We start from the raw sequence: 18,919 nt of genomic DNA on the forward strand, positions 1-18,919 counted from the left end.
TATTTTATGCCCTCGTTAGTCCAACTTGTTGCCGACGAACTGGCGGTTCCCGCCCTGCCCGACGTCCATGCCTTTGCAGCGCATATCGCCGCGCAATATCCCAACGCCGCCCGCGCCGTCCTCTTCTACGGATCCTGCCTGCGCAGCGAACAGTTGGAAGGCCAGATGCTCGATTTTTACCTGATCGTTTCGAGCTATGAAGAGGCCTATACGCAAAAATGGCTGGCTAAATGGAACAGGAGACTGCCTCCTAACGTATTTCCATTTGAATATAATGGTTTAGTAGCAAAAGTTGCGATACTTAGCGAAGAAGACTTCCACAATCTAAACCGGCCTGAAGCGTCAGCCGCGTCAGTTTGGGCCCGTTTTTCCCAGCCATCCCGGCTGGTCTGGTCCGCAAACGACGCCGCCCGCACCACCGTCGCCACCGCAATTTCCGGCGCCGCCCCCACACTCCTCAACGCTGCTCTGGCCTTCACTGAACGAGAAGTCGATGTGCTGGACCTTTGGCAAACTGGTTTCCGGATGACCTATGACGCAGAGCTGCGCGCCGAACGAAACGACCGCCCCGCCTCAGTCGTTGAATTCGACCCGGACCGCTATGTCCGCTTCGGGAAAGCCGCTCTCCCTCACACTCCCATCGCCAACGAACTTCGGGGGGAGAAGGTGCACATCCTTCCCGACCCGCAAGGTCGGATAATGCAGGAGCGAAACCGATGGCCTGCATTGCGCCGCAACGGTAAACTCCTGACCATCGCACGCCTCGCAAAGGCTGCCTTCACTTATGCTGGAGGCATCGATTATCTCGCCTGGAAAATTAATCGCCATGCTGGGACACAGATCGAGATCAAACCGTGGCAGAGGCGCTGGCCATTAGTCGCAGCAATGTTTCTGGTGCCTAAACTTCTGGTCAAGGGCGCAGTTCGCTAGCGCCCCCCTTTCGCTCCGCAAACAAAAACATCACGGCAAAAGACCCTGCTATTGCGGACGGCACCCACAAACTTGATATCCCGAATATATTGTATAGCGCAGCACCTATCGCTGCGCCACTTACAAGGCCGAACCATAGTATAAGATAGGGAATCCACGCCAGGCGGTCCCCACCACTCAGCAACGTTGCGAGACCCTGGCCAACTTTAACCAAAGCGCCGGTCATATAAGTCAACCCGAACGATACCGACCCGTCCCGTTCGAAAAGTGTATTCTCAGCGCCCATACAAAATGCGGACAGGCATAAGCCCAAAAGCAACATATTGTGGAGCGCCATTAACGGCGCAACGAATAACAGAACTGAAATAAGGGCAAGAATGAACGCCTGACGCCGAAAAGGTGAACTAAGGGATTTGCGGCCGATCAATGACCCGCCCACTACACCCAGAACAAAGCTGCCAATTAGGGCAGCTACTATCGCAACATAGGGTGCACTTTCAGCAATACCGACACTCAATCTTGTTGAGTTACCGCTCATAAAGGAGAGGAAAAAGCCACCACTGGATAAAAAGCCGATAGCGTCCACCATTCCGGCCATAGCGGCTAAACCGATCGCCAATAAACGTGTGTTCAGGTCAAGCTTCGTCACAGCAGGACAATTAGATAATCCCTACGGCTTTCCCCGCACGTTCGAAACGGTCGAGTATATCTGAAACTTGTTCACTACTATGTTCGGCGCAAAGCGAGCAGCGTAGCAAGGTCATACCTGCGGGAGTAGCGGGCGGACGGGCAAGATTCACATATAGTCCGTTGGCCAACAGCGCTTCCCACATCGCGGCACCTTTTTCGAGGTCGGGCATGATGACGGCGATAATGGCACTTTGAGCTTCTGGCGTTCCGAGCTGAAATCCCAGATCGCGCAGCCCTTTGTGCAAATTTTTGGAATTCTCCCAAAGATGCGCCCGCTTGTTGCTGTTATGCATCAATTTGCGAATGCTGGTTGCTGAGCATGCAACAACTGCCGGGGGTAAGGATGCAGTAAAAACATAGGGTCGGCAAACAAGCCGCATGATTTCGAATTTTGGATGGTTGGAAACGCAAAAACCGCCAACGGTGCCAACACTTTTGCTGAATGTGCCGATGATGAAATCGACCTGGTCCAGAACACCCTGCTCTTCAGCAACTCCGCGGCCATGTTTGCCGATGAAACCCATCGAATGTGCTTCATCCACCAAAACCATCGCACCGGCTGCTTTCGAAATGCGTATCATTTCTTTCAAGGGAGCAACGTCACCAAGCATGGAGTAGACGCCTTCAAGTACAACCAGTTTACCAGCTTCAGCCGGGAGACGTTTTAACCGCTTTTCCAGTGCTTCGACATCATTATGTCGAAATGCCACAATCTCGGCATCACCCATTTTGCATCCGTCGTAAATCGACGCATGGCTGTCGATGTCGAGAATTATGTAATCCCCTTTGCCTGCAATTGTGCTGATAATCCCCAAATTGGCCTGATAGCCAGTGGAGAATACCATGGCATGATCCATATCATAAAATTCTTTGAGCGCGTCTTCGCACTCTTTATGCCCCTGAAAGGTGCCATTCAGAACACGGCTGCCTGTTGTCCCCGCCCCAAAATCATCCAGCGCCTTTTTACCCGCAGCAATAACGTCATCGTCAAATGTCATACCCATATAGTTATAGGTACCGAGCAAAATGGTTTCTTTCCCATTACAGATTGCAACGGTTGGTGACTTCACTTCCTCCATTACAAGGCTGAAAGGGTCTTTAACGCCAGTTGCCAGCAAGCCCTCGCGCTGAGCAATAAGCGCATCGAATTTGGAAAACAGGTCAGTCATATAATCAGTCCGTCAGCTTCGTTACCGCATCGACTAAATGTCCCACATTTTCGATTTCGGCCTGCAAATTCATACTGATAACAATGTCAAAGCTATCTTCGACTTCTGCCACAAAATCCATAACAGTCAGACTGTCCCATTCCAAATCACCGGCGAAAGTCGTCGTCTCGGTGACTTCAACGCCCTTTTTGTTAAACGGCTCAATCAAACCCTTCAAACGTTCAAACATTTCCGCACGATCAGTCATATGGTATCCTTCTATTTTCGTGGGCTATGGCAAGCGAATAAGGCGGCAAGAGGGCAGTTTATAGCCAGCCTTGTGCCTTGTACCAGCGCACGGTGTCTTTCAATCCTTGTCGTGTTGATATCTGTGGCAACCACAACGCAGCAGGGGGCGTCGCGGTTCGGTCTATCGTCCAGTCGGGATGTGACAGATAACTTGCGCGGTCGGGCGTGAGCTTCGCCTTAGATCCTCGAAACAAACGGTCTAAATGTGCTGCTAAAGTCAGCACAAATTTTGGAGCATGCAATGTGGTTACTCGACGGCCAATCGCCCACCCGATCGCGCGTGCAAAAGCCTGGTGGCTCCAACCCTTTTCCAAGCCGTCATCTGGTTCAAAGATCTGGGCTGTTACGTCTTCGTTTTCGGGCAGCAAGGCAACCAGTAGGCGCGCCAAGTCATCTACGTGAATTATCGAAACATTGCCTCGGGGCGGTAGAAGTGCCCATCCCTTTTGCGCAAGGCGGAACATGTCAAACATTTCCGTGTCACCTGGACCGTAGACACCCGGCGGACGAACTATCGTCCAATCAAGCATGCTGGTACCGACCAATTTCTCCGCGCGATATTTACTAGCACCATAAAATGATAATTGCGGATGCTTTGCCGCCAGCGAAGATACGTGAACAAAACGCTTAATACCGCGGTCCTTCGCCGCAGTAATGATTGAAGCAGTACCCCGGACATTTCCGGCTTCAAAACCTGCTTCATCCGGCGCATTTACAACACCGGCAATATGCAAAACTGCATCCGCGCCTTCACATAAATTATGGAGGCTTTGTATATTGTCGAGGGCACCCGATACCCATGTCACTCCATTTTTCTTAGGCTGATCACGCCGGGTAAGTGCGCGAACTTTCCATCCCGCCTCTACCAGCCGGTCAAGAGTAACACGTCCTACAAACCCCGTTGCGCCCGTGACAGCGACCGTATTTCCAACAGAGGATCTCAAAGCAACACCAGTTGATCGCGATGAACCAGAACAGAGCGTGGAACAGTCCCCAAAATAGCTTCGAGTTCTGCCGAGCGGCGACCGCAGATACGCGCTGCATCAATGGCATCATATTCGGAAAGGCCTCTTGCAAAGGCGATTCCGTCGTCCGCACAGATATCAATTACATCGCCACGTTTGAATTCACCCACCACGCGAACCGCGCCTGCGGGAAGCAGGCTTCCACCTGCTAGCAGTGCCTTTATGGCCCCTTCATCTACAACGACCTGGCCCTTGACGGTCAGCCTGCCACCCAACCACGTCTTGCGGGCAGAAGCACCAGTTCGGGGCGTGAAATAAGTCGCGCGCCCACCGTCTGCGAGGACCTGCAGTGGGTGGTCTATCAAGCCTGATGTGATTGCAAGACCTATGCCTGCGCGTGTCGCAATATCTGCAGCATCCAGTTTTGATGCCATCCCTCCCGAACCCATCCCCGAAGAGGAGCCTGCGGCAACCATAATGCGAACATGTCCGTCAATTCGTTCGACACGCGGCAAATGTACAGCGTCTGGTAAGTGCGGTGCGCGGTCGTACAGACCATCAACATCGGATAACAGTATTACCCCGGAAGCTCCCGCAGCCTGCGCAACACGCGCCGCAAGCCTGTCATTGTCGCCGAAGCGAATTTCTTCGGTTGCAACGCTATCATTTTCATTGATGACAGGGACGGCATCCGCACCGATCAAACGATCCAACGTCGCGGCAATATTCAAATAGCGACGACGTTCCTCAAGATCGTCCAACGTCACTAACATCTGGGCAGCTACAAGATTCTGCGCGGCTAATAGTTCCGCCCACATTCCTGAAAGCAGAATTTGTCCTACCGACGCTGAAGCCTGCGCGTCGGCGAGGCTTGCCCTTCCGCCTTTGTCAAACCCCAGCCGGCGCGCACCGAGCGCGATAGCGCCGGACGTAACGATAATGATGCGTTGCCCCACCTGATGGCGAGCACTGATATCGGCAACAAGTGTTTCCAGCCAGGCACGGCGTACGCCACCGTCGGGTTTCACCAAAAGGGATGACCCGACCTTTACCACCAGTAACGGGCACGACTGTTCCAAAAAGGCGGCAGGATTTAGATCGGCGACCATGTCCCATCCTCGGCTATGCCGTCCGCCTTTGCACCTTCCAGTCCGCTCTTTGCTGGCAATGCCTCTAAAACCCGATCAAGCACAAGATCCACGCCTTGACCGGTTGCACCCGAAATCGCGATGACATCTTGAGCTCCAGCGGCACCCAATTGTGCCGAAATGTCGGCCATTAACTCGGTGTCGAGCAAATCGCCTTTATTGAGCGCCACAATTTGAGGCTTCTCGCTAAGACCAGCGCCATATTCAGCCAATTCTTCGCAAACAATATGCCATGCCTCGACAGGATCGTCTTGCGTGGCATCAATTAGGTGAATCAAAATCTGACAGCGTTCTATGTGTCCGAGAAAGCGGTCACCTATACCCACCCCGTCAGCTGCACCCGCAATTAAGCCTGGAATGTCGGCTAATACAAATTCCCGGCTTTTATGTTCAACTACGCCCAGTTGAGGACGTGTCGTCGTGAATGGATAGGCGCCGACTTTTGCCTTTGTGTTCGATACCTGATTGATGAAGGTCGATTTACCCGCATTGGGCATTCCGACCAATCCGGCATCCGCCAACAATTTCAGCCGCAACCAGACATACATTTCCTCGCCAGGCCAACCCGGACCATGCTGTCTAGGCGCACGGTTTGTCGAACTCTTGTAGGATGCATTACCCCTGCCACCGTCGCCACCGCGCAGGAAAACAACGCGTTGCCCAACTTCTGTTAGGTCAAGAAGAAGACTACGCTCTTCATCGTCCGCCAGAACTTGCGTACCCACCGGAACTTGAATGACCAAATCATCGCCATAGGCGCCGTGCCGGTCACGTCCCATGCCCTGAATACCGCGCATAGCCTTGAAATGCTGAGCATAACGAAAATCTATCAATGTGTTCAGACCGGCGACGGCCTCAAATATAATATCTCCACCTTTGCCGCCATTACCGCCGTCGGGGCCACCATATTGTACATATTTTTCTCGGCGAAAACTAACCGCCCCGGGTCCCCCTGCGCCCGAGCGAATGAAAATTTTTGCTTGATCAAGAAAATGCATGGGGTCGCCTTTACGGAAGGTTGGCCGTTTTGGCCAGTGGCGAGCGATTTAATCGCATAATTGGCGCAATGGTGCGCATTGGAACTTAATCGCACCAATAGCATGATGGCCGGGGAACAGGCCGAACATCTAGACTGTGTAGAATTGGTGGAGCCTAGGGGAGTCGAACCCCTGACCTCTACACTGCCAGTGTAGCGCTCTACCAGCTGAGCTAAGGCCCCATCATACCGCAAGCAGGGCGGCTATTTGGTGAGGAGCGCCACTAGCGGGCGCTTCCTCATATATCAAGCACGAAGTTCGACTTAAATGTCGTCGGGTTCATCTTCCCCACTGGCAACGCCAAGATCATCATCACCGCCGAGATCAACATCATTGTCAGGCGACACATCACCATCAACTGCATCGACATCAATATCGAGATCGTCGTCAGCGAGATCGGTATCGTCCTTCTTCTTTTCCACTTCTTCAAATGGAAGCGGTTGCTTGGACTTCAGGACCGGTTCGGGTGTCCACTGGTTACCGCACTCAATGCACTCAACCGGTTCATCCTTGGTGAGATCGTAAAAGCGAGTGCCGCATTTTGGGCAGGTACGCTTGGTTCCCCATTCAGCCTTAATCATGGCAGGCTCAAATCCTTTATAACATAGCTTGGAAAGGGCGAAACACATGGGTGAATCGCCATCAATTGGCGCGGCCTTTGCCACAGCCATGCGGCGCTGTCAAAAACTTCTCCCCAAGGATGCACTCTATAATGATAAGGCGCGTTGACTTCCAGCAACCATAAAAGCAAAGCAGCCAGCTATGCACAGCGCCGTACCACGCCCCGCCACATTCCAGCATTCCGGCCCGCTTCGCGGGACCATCAAAGTTCCGGGTGACAAATCCGTATCTCACCGAGCGATTATGCTCAGCGCTCTTGCCGTGGGAGAAAGCCGCATTTCCGGGTTGCTTGAAGGCGAAGATGTACTTGCGACCGCAGCCGCGATGCGCGCCATGGGCGCGAAAATTGAGCGTACCGGTGAAGGATCCTGGACTGTCCACGGAGTCGGCGTTGGCGGATTGATGCAGCCATCAGCTACTTTGGATATGGGCAACAGTGGCACTTCAACACGCCTACTCATGGGCCTTGTGTCTAGCCATCGGATTTCCGCCACATTCATAGGCGATGCCAGTCTTTCGAGGCGGCCGATGGGTCGCGTGATCGATCCACTCAGTCTTATGGGCGCTGAGTTTACCGCCAGCCCTGGCGGCACGTTGCCGCTAATGGTCCGTGGCCTTGTTCCGGCAATCCCGATACAATATCGTTTACCTGTTGCTTCGGCGCAGGTGAAAAGCGCGGTGCTGCTTGCAGGTTTGAATGCGCCAGGTATTACCGAAGTCATCGAACCGATCCCAACGCGCGACCACAGCGAGCGAATGTTGAGAGGATTTGGCGCAAACCTATCAGTGGAGCTAGCCAAAGATGGCGTACGTCACATCCACCTCATGGGCGAAGCAGAATTGCGGCCGCAAAACATCGAAGTTCCGGGAGACCCTTCTTCAGCAGCCTTTCCCATCGTCGCGGCATTAATCACCCCCGGTAGTGAAGTCACCGTCACCCATGTTGGAATGAACCCTACGCGTAACGGCATATACAAAATGCTGGAGGCAATGGGTGCGAGTTTGAGTTATTCGAACGAACGGGAAGTCGGCGGGGAGCCTGTGGCTGACATCACCGCTCGGCATTCGATACTGCACGGGATTGAGGTACCGCCTGAAGTCGCACCGAGTATGATTGATGAATTCCCAATCCTCTTTGTTGCTGCAAGCGTCGCTCAAGGTCGCACGACAACCAGCGGATTGGATGAACTTCGCGTCAAAGAAAGCGACCGGCTGGCGTTGATGGCTTCAGGATTGCACGCCATTGGGTCCGTAGTGACCGAAACTGAAGACGGGTTGCTCATTGACGGAAGTGGAGGTGAGCCGCTCGAAGGCGGAGCCGCAATCAAGAGCGCACTTGATCACCGCATTGCAATGAGCTTCGCAGTTGCAGGTCAACACTGCTACAAAGGCGTCATAGTCGACGACGTAACGCCGATAGCTACCAGTTTTCCGAGTTTTGAATCCATGCTGATGATGCTGAAAGGCGTTGAAGGTTCGTCCATATCCTCTGATGACTTCGCGCACTCATGATCATTGCGGTTGACGGTCCTACCGCTTCAGGCAAGGGCACCATCGCTAAGGCGTTGGCTGATCATTATGGCCTCCCTTTTTTGGATACAGGTCTTCTTTATCGAGCCGTAGGCTTTCAACTGCTCCGGAATGGCGGTAATCCCGACTCACCGAACGACGCCCTTAAAGCTTGTGAGTTTTCCGAAGATATTCTTGCATACCCAGAACTGCGGGAGGAAGCCATTGGCGGGCTTGCTAGTCGCATATCAATACACCCCGAAGTCCGAGCTGCCTTGAATAAGCGACAGGTCGATTTTGCTCATCAACCTAGAGGCGCTTTGCTTGACGGGCGCGATATTGGGACTGTGATCGCGCCTGACGCTGATGTGAAACTTTTCATAACGGCTTCTGCGATCATACGTGCTGAACGGCGGTATCGTGAAATGAAAACGCGCGGAGTCAATGTCGAGCTTGAGACTATTCTGGCTGACATCCAGGCAAGGGATGCGAGGGATGCGGGTCGAACCACGGCGCCGCTAAGGCCTGCGGTCGATGCTATTGAAATCGACACCAGCAATATGTCAGTCCAAGAAGCGATCCAGTCAGCCATTGCCGCCGTTGACAGCAAGGTTTATCGCAAGTCGCGATAAACCTCGTAATTTGTAATCCCTCTGTCATATCCGCGACGCGGAGATGTAACGTCTTGGGCGTAGACGCTGGCCTCAATCAAGGGGGCAACCATCATGGCGACTTTTGCACAATCACAGACTTTCCCACAAATCACCGCCAGCCCGTTACGGCGGCGCACCAACTGGACGGCTTGGATCAACCTCCTTTTCGGCTCCGCACCTTTGTGGTGGCGGATTATGTTTTGGGCGCAGCGCAACAAGGCTGCCTGACCGTCCTAAATTGTCATTCACCCGAAATTGCTCCTCTCGACGAGATTTCTTGCTTGATATGGGCCTTTTGACTATAGGCGGCCGCGTTCAAGCCGCGATAGCGTCGGTATAGGCCTACCTTTACCGCTCTTTTGTAGCCGGAGTGTTTGCGTAAAGCGCACGATCACTCTGTTCATGGTACCGAGCCCATTTAGCCACACTGACCGATGGTCAAAGTTGAAAAATGGTTGCTGTAGCAAGTTCAGAAGGTCGCACGTTTTCATACAAATACTCTGTTTTTGAATGCTTTATTGCTATTCGGGCAATAGGGCAGCTCTGGTCAAAGACCATCGGAACCAACCGATTGGCCGGAAAAAATGTACGTAAGGAAACTCTAACCTATGGCAACTTCGCCAAACCCGACCCGCGACGATTTCGCGGCACTCCTCGACGAATCGCTTGGTGGCGCCGACGGCGGCTTTGAAGGCCGCGTTGTAAAAGGCACCGTAACCGCGATCGACAATGACCATGCTGTTATCGACGTTGGTCTGAAATCCGAAGGCCGTGTGGCTCTGCGTGAATTCGCAATGCCCGGCCAAAAAGCCGACCTTAAGATTGGCGACGAAGTCGAAGTTTATGTCGACCGCGTGGAAAACATGAACGGCGAAGCAATGCTGAGCCGTGACCGCGCCCGCCGTGAAGCGGCATGGGATGTGCTCGAAGGCGAATTTGAAGCTGGCAACCGCGTTGATGGCGTCATCTTCGGCCGCGTCAAAGGCGGTTTCACCGTCGATCTAGGTGGAGCTGTTGCCTTCTTGCCCGGCAGCCAGGTCGATGTCCGTCCGGTGCGCGACGTCGCTCCGCTGATGGATATTGCACAGCCTTTCGTCATCCTGAAAATGGATCGCAAGCGCGGAAACATCGTTGTGTCGCGTCGCGCCATTTTGGAAGAAACCCGTGCCGAACAGCGTACCGGTCTTATCCAGAATCTCGCCGAAGGCCAGATCATCGACGGCGTGGTCAAGAACATCACCGATTATGGTGCTTTCGTCGACTTGGGTGGCATCGATGGCCTGCTGCATGTCACCGACATCAGCTACAAGCGCATCAATCACCCGAGCGAAGTCATCAATATTGGCGACACCGTTAAGGTGCAGATCGTCCGCATCAACAAGGACACACAGCGCATCAGCCTTGGCATGAAGCAGCTGGAAAGCGATCCCTGGGATGCTGCCGTCAAGAATTATCCGGTTGGCACCAAGCTCAAGGGCTCGGTCACGAACATCACGGAATATGGTGCATTTATCGAGCTGGAGCCCGGCATCGAAGGCTTGGTCCACGTTTCGGAAATGAGCTGGACGAAGAAGAACGTCCATCCTGGCAAAATCGTTTCGACGAGCCAGGAAGTCGACGTCATCGTTCTCGACATCGACATGGAAAAGCGCCGGATTTCGCTTGGTCTCAAGCAAGCTCAGGACAATCCTTGGGCCAGCTTCGCCGAGAAGTTCCCCGTCGGTTCGACCGTCGAAGGCGAAGTCAAGAACGCTACCGAATTCGGTCTGTTCATCGGCCTCGATGGCGATGTCGACGGCATGGTACACATGTCGGATATCGCTTGGGGCATTTCGGGTGAAGAAGCACTGCATCTTCATCGTAAGGGCGAAACCGTCAAGGCGATCGTTCTCGACATCGATGCAGAGAAGGAGCGTATTTCGCTCGGCATCAAGCAAATCGAAAAGGGTGCCCCGTCGGCAGCCGGAGCTTCTTCGGCTGGCGGCCTGAAAAAAGGTGCAACCACCACGGTTACCGTTCTTGAAGTCCGCGATGGCGGCCTTGAAGTGCAGGCTGGTGAAGACGGCGCAACCGGCTTCATCAAGCGCGCCGACCTCGGTCGTGACCGTGACGAACAGCGTCCTGACCGCTTCCAGGTTGGCCAGAAGTTTGACGCCATGGTCACCGGTTTTGACCGTTCGAAGAAGCCCAATTTCTCGGTCAAGGCACTTCAGCTGGCCGAAGAGAAGCAAGCTGTCGAACAATATGGTTCGTCCGATTCGGGTGCGTCACTTGGCGACATCCTGGGCGAAGCGCTGAAAGGCGTGAAGAAGTAAGCCAAACCGGCCGAACAAAAGCTCCCCATTTGGGACAAAAAAGCCCGCTTCTGGAAACAGGAGCGGGTTTTTTGTTATGTGCAAACGACTGCACAGCAAATGCGTTGTAAAATAAATAATAATCTGGCACCTTTTGCTGCGCTCCCGAGCCCGATCCCTTTGGTCGCATGGCTTCGTAAAAACTCGGGTATCGACTTGATAACAAATGAAGGACTTTGCCCATGATCCGGTCCGAGTTGATTAAGAAACTGGAGAGCGAAAATCCCGAGCTCAAAACCGAAGAAATCGAGAAAATTGTCGATTTGTTTTTCAACCAAATTATCCAGCGACTAGCCGACGGCGGGCGCGTAGAATTGCGCGGTTTTGGCGCGTTTTCGACCCGTGAACGTAGCCCGCGCAAAGGCCGCAATCCGCGAACTGGCGCATCGGTCGAAGTCCCTTCGAAGCGCGTTCCATATTTCAAGCCCGGCAAAGAAGTCCGCGAACAGCTAAACAAGTAACGTGCTTCGCCAAAGCGGCTTGACCACAAGGCAATAATACTGTCTTCGACATTCGCGTGCGGATGTGGCGGAATGGTAGACGCTACAGACTTAAAATCTGTTGTCCTTTTGGGCGTGCGGGTTCGAGTCCCGCCATCCGCACCAACCAATCTGTAGCCTTGTAGATTATGCATCGTATCCGGGTCCCTCAATTCCGGGGCGGAGTGCGCCGGTAACTCAGCGCCTCTGCCACATGAATACGCCCCACTGTTTCGGCACCGGCCAGATCGGCAATTGTTCGGGTAACCCGCAATATGCGCGTATAACCTCTTGCAGAGAGGCGCATTGCTTCGGCAGCTTGCGCCAACAATTTCTGTCCTGCCTCATCCGGTGTCGCCCAATTCTTCAGCATTTCACCATCCAGCTCTGCATTGGTGCGCGCCTTTTCGCCTTTTAGACGGGCATCCTGTATCTGCCGGGCAAGCTTGACCCGCCCTGCTACTTCTGCCGAACCCTCTGCAGGGGGTGGAAGCACAAGGTCGGCAGCGCTGACGGCCTGCACTTCGACATGCAAATCGATGCGGTCCAATAAAGGGCCTGAGATTTTTGCCTGATAATCGGCGGCACAGCGTGGGGCCCGGCTGCAGGCGAGCGCAGCATCGCCCAAATGCCCGCAACGGCAGGGATTCATGGCCGCGACAAGTTGGAAATTCGCCGGAAAGGTAACATGGTTGTTGGCTCGGGCGACGCTGACTTCGCCCGTCTCCAGCGGTTGGCGGAGGCTGTCGAGCACTACCCGCTGAAACTCGGGAAGTTCGTCCAGAAAGAGAACGCCCAAATGCGCCAGACTGACTTCGCCGGGCCGGACGCGGACACCTCCCCCGACCAGAGCCGGCATCGATGCGCTGTGGTGCGGGCTTCGAAAGGGTCGTGTTCGCACCAAACGTCCGCCTTCCAGATTCCCGGCAACGGACGATATCATCGATACCTCCAATGCTTCGGCAGGCGTCAATTCGGGAAGTATCCCCGGTAGACATGATGCGAGCAGCGATTTTCCCGCACCGGGAGGGCCTGTCATACATAAATTGTGGCCACCGGCCGCTGCAATTTCCAGCGCGCGTTTTGCGGTTTCCTGTCCTTTCACCATTTTCAGATCCGGACCCGCCACTGGTTCCTGGACAATGGCTAGCTCGGGCGGACGTAAGTGGGATTGCCCCTTGAGATGGTTGAGCAACGCCAAAAGGTCGGGCGCAGCGGCAATTTCGACCTGTCCGGCCCATGCCGCCTCCGGACCCTGAGCCGACGGACATATCAACCCCATCCCGCGCGACGATGCATGAAGCGCCGCAAGGAGAACGCCCGGAGATCCGGCAACTTTTCCATCCAGACCGAGCTCGCCAACAACCACATAGTGGGAAAGCGTTTCGGCATCGACCAGCCCCATCGCCGCCAGCAACGCCAGGGCGATTGGCAGATCATAGTGCGACCCTTCCTTGGGAAGATCGGCGGGCGAGAGGTTGATCGTGATACGCTTGGGCGGCAAAGCCAGCCCCAGCGAGGATATGGCGGCACGGACCCGTTCACGGCTTTCCGCAACGGCTTTATCCGGGAGACCGACCACCGCAAATGCGACCATTCCGGGGGCAATCTGGCATTGCACTTCGACGCTGCGGGCCTCGAGTCCAAGATAGGCCACCGTCGATACAATCGAAACCACGTTTCATTTCCTTCACAATCCGGCTGGCCGTCCAGTGTGGAAAAGTGCGATCTGCGGGGCAATTGTTGGCGGTTGGTATACGAGACATTCGCACATCCGGATTGCTGTCCCAAAAGCAATATATGGCTAAATTTCATTTAACCCTGCCTGCACATCATTTGGCAAAGCCTGGGGTGGCATTTGGATGCCATGAAGCTAGCCGTTGCTTTACGCATGCTCGCCCTTGGCGTTTTCACCCTTGCGCCATCGGGCGGGCATGCCTTTGACAGCTTCAGTGTCGAAACCACCGTAACCGAGTGGGTCGACGATCCGCAACCTGCTGCACCGGCCCGGGAAGCCATCGCCATTTTTGGCCCGTTCCGGGTTCTGTCGCCGCAGCGGATTGAACTGGTTGGCAGCATCGAAACCGATACCCCGGCACAATTTCGCGCCCTTCTGCGGGCCTTTCCATCGGTGCGCCAGATCGACATGATCGATTGTCCCGGGACCGGCGATGACGCGGCCAATCTGGATTTGGCACGGATGGTCCGGAAAGCTGGGATTGCGACCTTTGTTCCCAATGGCGGGTCGGTGCGGTCCGGCGGGGTGGAGCTGTTTCTTGCCGGGGCGGAGCGCCGGGCGGAGCCGGGGGCCGAATTTGCCGTACATAGCTGGGTCGACGAGGAGGGGCTGGAGCCCGATGACTATGCCGAGAGCGACCCCGTCAATCAGGAATATGTCGCCTATTATCGGGAAATGGGCATGAGTGCCGATAATGCGAAGGCGTTTTACGATCTGACGAACAGCGTGCCCCACGACGAGGCGCTATACCTCAAACCCTCTGAAATTGCAAGCTTTATTCCGTTGAACTGACGGCCATTTGTTAACCTGGCTGAAGCCTCAGCCGCTTTTCATTGACACATACCAACTGGTCGGTATGCTTTCCCCATGCCCCCGAGTCGTGCCACCAAAGCCCCGCCCAGACAGGTCCCCGCCGCCGGTTCCGCGCGCGAGCGACTGATCGCCGCGGCCATTGCCACCGTGCGCTACAAGGGCTTTTCCGCGACCTCTGTTGACGAGATTTGTCAGGCTGCCGGCGTCACCAAGGGCGCCTTCTTCCACCATTTCGCCTCCAAAGAGGCGCTCGCCGTCGAGGCAGCCGGTGCGTGGACCGAAATTGCCGAGCAGCGCATCTTCACCCAGCCCGACTGGACCCGTATTCCCGATCCGCTCGAACGCCTGCTCGGCCATATCGACTTCCGCCTGTCGATGCTCGATGGTCCGGCAGAGGATTTCACCTGTTTCGTCGGCACGATGGTGCAGGAAAGCTATAACAGCAGCGATCCCATCCGCGCCGCCTGCGACGCGAGCCTGCACGCCTATGCACTACGGCTGGCCGAGGATATCCAACAGGCTATCGATATCTACGGGATCGCAAGTGGCGTGAGCGCGGTTAGCCTTGCCTTCCATATCCAGGCCGTCCTGCAGGGCGCGTTCATCTTGGCCAAGGCCAATGGCAATCCGGTCATTGCCCGCGACAGTGTCATGCACCTGAAACGCTATGTCGTGATGTTGTTCACACAGAATTGACGGAGAGAAGGAGAGAGGAAATGGCAGAGGAACATGCACCCACCGGCGGACTGACCCCGCATATCCAGATCGGCGACAACCGCGCCGCCGAGGCGATCGATTTCTACATCAGGGCCTTTGGCGCGACCGAGATCCGCCGGATGCTCGCCGAAGATGGCAAGCGCCTGATGCACGCCCATGTCCATATCAATGGCGCGTCGCTGATGCTGCATGACGAATTTCCCGAGTATGTCGACCCGGCCGAAGCCGATGTCGCAGGTGGCAGCGGCCTGACCCTGCATCTGCAGGTCGACGATGCCGACGCATGGTTCGCCCGCGCCGTAGAGGCCGGAGCGACCGCCACCATGCCGCCTGCCGATATGTTCTGGGGCGACCGTTACGGGCAGATCAGGGACCCGTTCGGCTATCGCTGGTCCATCGGCCACCCGCTTGCGCGCGAGGGATAGCGAAGCCTGACAATTTCGGGGGACAACCGAAGGAGAGAAGAGATGTATATCGAAGGATTCGTGCTCGCGGTTCCTACCGCGAACAAGGAGAAATACAGGCAGCATGCCGAAAAGGCGGTGCCGATTTTCAAGGAGTTCGGCATGACCCGGATGGTCGAATGCTGGGGTGAGGATGTCCCCGATGGCACTATGACCGATTTCAAACGGGCGGTGCAGGCAAAAGAGGACGAGACGGTCGTTTTCAGCTGGTGTGAATATCCGGACAAGCAGACGCGCGACGAAGCCGGCCAGAAGATGATGTCCGACCCGCGTATGGCCGAAATGGCCGACTGTCCTTTCGACACGAAGCGGATGATCTATTCGGGTTTTGCGCCCATCCTGTCCGAAGGCAATGACAAGGGCGCAGGCTATATTGACGGCTTTGTCATCCCGCTGCCCGTGGTCCGGCAAGCCGATTATCAGGCGCTGGCCGAAGCGGCGGCTCCGGTGTTCATCGATCATGGCGCCACCGGTGTCGTCGAAACATGGGGCGAAGACCTGATGCGCGGCGAAGTCACCGATTATTACCGTGCGGTCGATGCCGCCGACGACGAAACGGTCGTTTTTTCGTGGATCGCCTGGCCATCCAAAGAGGTGCGCGACATCGGAAACAAGGCGGCGATGGAGGATGAACGCTTTGCCGCCATGGGTCCGGATTCGATGCCCTTTGATGGCAAGCGCATGATCATGGGCGGATTCGTACCGATCGTCGATACGGCACGCTGACTGGAGGAAAGGTATTTGCATGCCGCGGATGCCGCTGTGCATCCCCGGCGGCAGTGCCGTACGAATGGAGGAGAGAGACTATGGCCAACAATCATGGCGATTTTATCTGGTATGAACTGATGACCAGCGATGCCGCAGGCGCGCGGGATTTCTACGCGAGGGTCATCGGGTGGGACATCGACACGAGCAGCGACGCGCCAATGGACTACCGGATGATATCCGCGTCCGACGGGCCCGTCGCCGGGTTGCTGCCGCTGACAGCCGAGATGCAGTCGGGCGGCGCACGCCCCTGCTGGATGGGATATATCGCGGTATCCGACGTCGATGCCTGTGCTGCGGCCATCAAGGACGCCGGCGGCAGCATCCATATGGAGCCGTGGGATATCGAGGGCGTCGGACGCGCGGCCTTTGTCGCCGATCCGCAAGGGGTGATGTTCTACATCATGAAACCGACACCGCCGGCGGACGATCCCGATGCCCAAAGCACCAGTTTTGCCGCCGAAGCCCCAATTGTCGGGCATTGTGCATGGAACGAGCTTTCCACGACTGACCCCAAAGCCGCCAAGGCATTTTACAGTGCGCAGTTCGGCTGGGTACAGGATGGGGACATGGATATGGGCCCGCTCGGCAAATATGAATTTCTGTGGGACGGCGCGAAACGGTTCATGCTGGGTGCCGTGATGCCCAAAATGCCCGAAATGCCGGTGCCGTTCTGGACCTATTATTTCCGCGTGCCCGATATCGATGCCGCCTGCACCGCCATATCCGCCCATGGCGGCACCGTCCTTCAGGAACCCATCGAAATACCGGGCGGCGATTACAGCCTGGTCGCAACCGACCCGCAAGGCGCGGCCTTTGGCCTGGTAGGAGCACGCACATGAACGTACAGACAAACACAACCACCGCCCCCAAATGGCTTTTGTGGGCCGGAATCCTGTTCCTGCTGTGGAACCTGATCGGCGTGGCGGCCTTTGCCAGCCAATGGTCAATGTCGGCCGACGATATCGGAAAGCTCCCGCCGGAACAGCGAGACCTGTGGCTCGCCATGCCGGGCTGGGCATGGGTCGCCTATGCGGCGGGTGTCCTGCTAGGCACCCTGGGGGCCATCGGGATCGTGCTACGCAAATGGTGGGCGCCGCTTGCCTTTGCCTTCAGCCTGATCGCGATAATCGTCCAGTTCAGCCATCCCTTCTTTTACCTTCAACAAAATAACGGCGACATGGCGATGCTCGGCTTTCCCATCTTCATCATCGTGATGGCGATTATCCAATGGCAGTTAGCCCGCGCCTGGCAACGCAAGGGCTGGCTGGCCTGACCCGCCCGAGGAGAGAGAATATGAACAAGAACACAATCTGTGTCTGGTACGACACGCAAGCCGAGGAAGCCGCGCATTTCTACGCGGCGACCTTCCCCGACAGCCATGTGGGCATGGTCCACCGTTCACCACTCGACAATCCCGGTAATAAGGCGGGCGATGTGCTGATGGTCGAATTCAGCGTGTGCGGCATTCCCTGCATCGGGCTGAATGGCGGGCCCGCCTTTTCCCAGACCGAAGCCTTTTCGTTCCAGATCGCCACTGACGATCAGGAGGAGACGGACCGGTACTGGAACGCCATTGTCGGCAATGGCGGCGCGGAAAGTGCCTGCGGCTGGTGCAAGGACAAATGGGGCGTCAACTGGCAGATCACCCCGCGCGTACTGACCGATGCCATGGCGCAAGGCGGCGAAACCGCAAAGCGTGCCTTCGGGGCCATGATGACCATGCACAAAATCGATGTGGCCGCGATCGAAGCTGCCGTGCGGGGATGAAGCCATGACCTTGTGACCTTTGGGGGCACCCGACAAAGACTGAAAAGGACCATAGAATATGACCGCAACACAAGAAAATGGCTGGGAGCTTTCGGTGAGCACCTACATCGCCGCGCCGCCCGAAAAGGTCTGGGACATCATGACCAACCGCATGGAAGAATGGTGGTGCCCCAAGCCCTGGCGGACCGAAATCATCGAACAGCAATGGCATAGCGGCGGGCGTTCCGCGATGGTGATGAAAGGCCCCAATGGCGAGGAGCATCCGCAGGAGGGCATCTTTCTGGAAGTCGTTCCGGGCGTACGTTTCGTATCAACAGACGCCTTCGTGCGCGGCGCGGACGGCAGCCTGATGCCCTCAGCACCCTTCATGCTCGGCATCTGGGAAATCGCGCCCGAAGGCGACGGAACCCGCTACACCGCCCGTTCGCGCCATTGGGACGAGGCGACGACAAAGCAGCATGACGATATGGGTTTCCAGCAAGGCTGGGGCGCCTGCGCGCAGCAGTTGAAGGAACTGGCGGAGAGTTGAAGGGCGTTGGAAAACAAGGCTCTGCCCCCCTTCAGGGGAGAGGGGGCATCACTTCTACCTATCATCTAGCCGTCACCCTGAACTTGTTTCAGGGTCCATCTGGCAGACCAGTCCTGACATATCGGCGGCAGTCACGGCATTTACGAGCCGTGGCGCAGTCATTGCGGCGGTCGGTCCACGCTTAACGATGGACCCTGAAACAAGTTCAGGGTGACGGTTTGGAGTAATAATGGATCGGCTGAACAGGAAAGGGAAAGATAAAAATCAGACCAGCAAAACC

At 55.8% G+C, this 18,919-nt stretch carries 22 protein-coding genes and 2 tRNA genes; 15 read left to right on the forward strand and 9 right to left on the reverse strand.

Going from position 1 to position 18,919, the window contains the following annotated elements; genetic code table 11:
- Positions 1–6: 6 nt before the first annotated feature.
- A complete protein-coding gene (locus FOM92_RS08905) occupies positions 7–930 on the forward strand; it encodes a hypothetical protein (RefSeq protein ID WP_143776519.1) in 924 nt (307 codons plus the stop codon).
- Here FOM92_RS08905 and FOM92_RS08910 read toward each other — a convergent pair.
- The 8 genes from FOM92_RS08910 to FOM92_RS08945 all read right to left on the reverse strand — a co-directional run bounded on the left by FOM92_RS08910 (position 911) and on the right by FOM92_RS08945 (position 6,808).
- On the reverse strand, positions 911–1,579 hold the full coding sequence (locus FOM92_RS08910; protein WP_246087238.1) for a YoaK family protein: 669 nt from the start codon (positions 1,577–1,579) through the stop codon (positions 911–913). The genes FOM92_RS08905 and FOM92_RS08910 overlap by 20 nt on opposite strands.
- A gap of 10 nt (positions 1,580–1,589) precedes the next feature.
- A complete protein-coding gene (spt, locus tag FOM92_RS08915; RefSeq protein WP_143776520.1) occupies positions 1,590–2,789 on the reverse strand; it encodes a serine palmitoyltransferase in 1,200 nt (399 codons plus the stop codon).
- 4 nt (positions 2,790–2,793) lie between these two features.
- Complete coding sequence (locus tag FOM92_RS08920) at positions 2,794–3,036, reverse strand: acyl carrier protein (RefSeq protein WP_143776521.1); 243 nt, start codon at positions 3,034–3,036, stop codon at positions 2,794–2,796.
- Between the two features lie 58 nt (positions 3,037–3,094).
- On the reverse strand, positions 3,095–4,021 hold the full coding sequence (locus FOM92_RS08925) for an NAD-dependent epimerase/dehydratase family protein (protein WP_143776522.1): 927 nt from the start codon (positions 4,019–4,021) through the stop codon (positions 3,095–3,097).
- A complete protein-coding gene (proB, locus tag FOM92_RS08930) occupies positions 4,018–5,151 on the reverse strand; it encodes a glutamate 5-kinase (RefSeq protein ID WP_143776523.1) in 1,134 nt (377 codons plus the stop codon). Before proB ends, FOM92_RS08925 begins: the two co-directional genes overlap by 4 nt.
- Complete coding sequence (gene obgE / locus FOM92_RS08935; protein WP_143776524.1) at positions 5,136–6,188, reverse strand: GTPase ObgE; 1,053 nt, start codon at positions 6,186–6,188, stop codon at positions 5,136–5,138. The genes proB and obgE overlap by 16 nt, the downstream gene beginning before the upstream one ends.
- Positions 6,189–6,333: 145 nt before the next feature.
- Positions 6,334–6,409: transfer RNA gene (locus FOM92_RS08940), tRNA-Ala, on the reverse strand.
- 81 nt (positions 6,410–6,490) lie between these two features.
- Positions 6,491–6,808, reverse strand: coding sequence for a TIGR02300 family protein (locus FOM92_RS08945; protein WP_143776525.1), 318 nt, complete (start codon positions 6,806–6,808; stop codon positions 6,491–6,493).
- A gap of 181 nt (positions 6,809–6,989) precedes the next feature.
- On the opposite strand from FOM92_RS08945, the gene aroA reads away from it, so the two are divergent.
- The 6 genes from aroA to FOM92_RS08970 all read left to right on the forward strand — a co-directional run bounded on the left by aroA (position 6,990) and on the right by FOM92_RS08970 (position 11,969).
- Positions 6,990–8,360, forward strand: coding sequence for a 3-phosphoshikimate 1-carboxyvinyltransferase (aroA, locus tag FOM92_RS08950; protein WP_143776527.1), 1,371 nt, complete (start codon positions 6,990–6,992; stop codon positions 8,358–8,360).
- Positions 8,357–8,989, forward strand: coding sequence for a (d)CMP kinase (gene cmk / locus FOM92_RS08955; RefSeq protein ID WP_143776529.1), 633 nt, complete (start codon positions 8,357–8,359; stop codon positions 8,987–8,989). The genes aroA and cmk overlap by 4 nt, the downstream gene beginning before the upstream one ends.
- 93 nt (positions 8,990–9,082) lie before the next feature.
- A complete protein-coding gene (locus FOM92_RS15940; RefSeq protein ID WP_170226835.1) occupies positions 9,083–9,238 on the forward strand; it encodes a hypothetical protein in 156 nt (51 codons plus the stop codon).
- A 380-nt stretch (positions 9,239–9,618) separates the two neighbouring features.
- Positions 9,619–11,325: a 30S ribosomal protein S1 gene (gene rpsA / locus FOM92_RS08960; RefSeq protein WP_143776530.1), complete on the forward strand. Its 1,707-nt coding sequence runs from the start codon at positions 9,619–9,621 to the stop codon at positions 11,323–11,325.
- A gap of 221 nt (positions 11,326–11,546) precedes the next feature.
- Positions 11,547–11,825: an integration host factor subunit beta gene (locus FOM92_RS08965; protein ID WP_143776532.1), complete on the forward strand. Its 279-nt coding sequence runs from the start codon at positions 11,547–11,549 to the stop codon at positions 11,823–11,825.
- A gap of 58 nt (positions 11,826–11,883) precedes the next feature.
- Positions 11,884–11,969 (forward strand) — tRNA-Leu (locus FOM92_RS08970).
- Positions 11,970–12,012: 43 nt separating this feature from the next.
- On the opposite strand, the gene FOM92_RS08975 is transcribed toward FOM92_RS08970, so the two are convergent.
- Positions 12,013–13,521, reverse strand: coding sequence for a YifB family Mg chelatase-like AAA ATPase (locus tag FOM92_RS08975; RefSeq protein WP_143776534.1), 1,509 nt, complete (start codon positions 13,519–13,521; stop codon positions 12,013–12,015).
- 189 nt (positions 13,522–13,710) lie between these two features.
- On the opposite strand from FOM92_RS08975, the gene FOM92_RS08980 reads away from it, so the two are divergent.
- From FOM92_RS08980 to FOM92_RS09015, 8 genes are all read left to right on the forward strand, one after another.
- Positions 13,711–14,373 (forward strand): hypothetical protein, encoded by a 663-nt coding sequence (locus FOM92_RS08980; RefSeq protein WP_143776535.1) that lies wholly within the window; start codon positions 13,711–13,713, stop codon positions 14,371–14,373.
- A gap of 75 nt (positions 14,374–14,448) precedes the next feature.
- Positions 14,449–15,090, forward strand: a complete 642-nt coding sequence (locus tag FOM92_RS08985) for a TetR/AcrR family transcriptional regulator (RefSeq protein WP_143776537.1) — start codon at positions 14,449–14,451, stop codon at positions 15,088–15,090.
- Positions 15,091–15,110: 20 nt separating this feature from the next.
- Positions 15,111–15,536, forward strand: a complete 426-nt coding sequence (locus FOM92_RS08990) for a VOC family protein (RefSeq protein ID WP_143776539.1) — start codon at positions 15,111–15,113, stop codon at positions 15,534–15,536.
- 42 nt (positions 15,537–15,578) lie between these two features.
- Positions 15,579–16,301, forward strand: a complete 723-nt coding sequence (locus tag FOM92_RS16240) for a DUF1428 domain-containing protein (protein ID WP_143776541.1) — start codon at positions 15,579–15,581, stop codon at positions 16,299–16,301.
- An 80-nt stretch (positions 16,302–16,381) separates the two neighbouring features.
- Positions 16,382–17,182, forward strand: coding sequence for a VOC family protein (locus tag FOM92_RS09000; protein WP_143776543.1), 801 nt, complete (start codon positions 16,382–16,384; stop codon positions 17,180–17,182).
- On the forward strand, positions 17,179–17,616 hold the full coding sequence (locus FOM92_RS09005) for a sugar transporter (protein ID WP_143776545.1): 438 nt from the start codon (positions 17,179–17,181) through the stop codon (positions 17,614–17,616). The genes FOM92_RS09000 and FOM92_RS09005 overlap by 4 nt, the downstream gene beginning before the upstream one ends.
- A gap of 20 nt (positions 17,617–17,636) precedes the next feature.
- Positions 17,637–18,110, forward strand: a complete 474-nt coding sequence (locus FOM92_RS09010; RefSeq protein ID WP_143776547.1) for a VOC family protein — start codon at positions 17,637–17,639, stop codon at positions 18,108–18,110.
- Between the two features lie 58 nt (positions 18,111–18,168).
- Complete coding sequence (locus FOM92_RS09015; protein WP_143776549.1) at positions 18,169–18,639, forward strand: SRPBCC domain-containing protein; 471 nt, start codon at positions 18,169–18,171, stop codon at positions 18,637–18,639.
- The last annotated feature ends 280 nt before the right edge of the window (positions 18,640–18,919 follow it).

Origin of the sequence: Sphingorhabdus contaminans, assembly GCF_007280415.1 — a bacterium.
Taxonomy (GTDB): Bacteria; Pseudomonadota; Alphaproteobacteria; order Sphingomonadales; family Sphingomonadaceae; genus Sphingorhabdus_B; species Sphingorhabdus_B contaminans.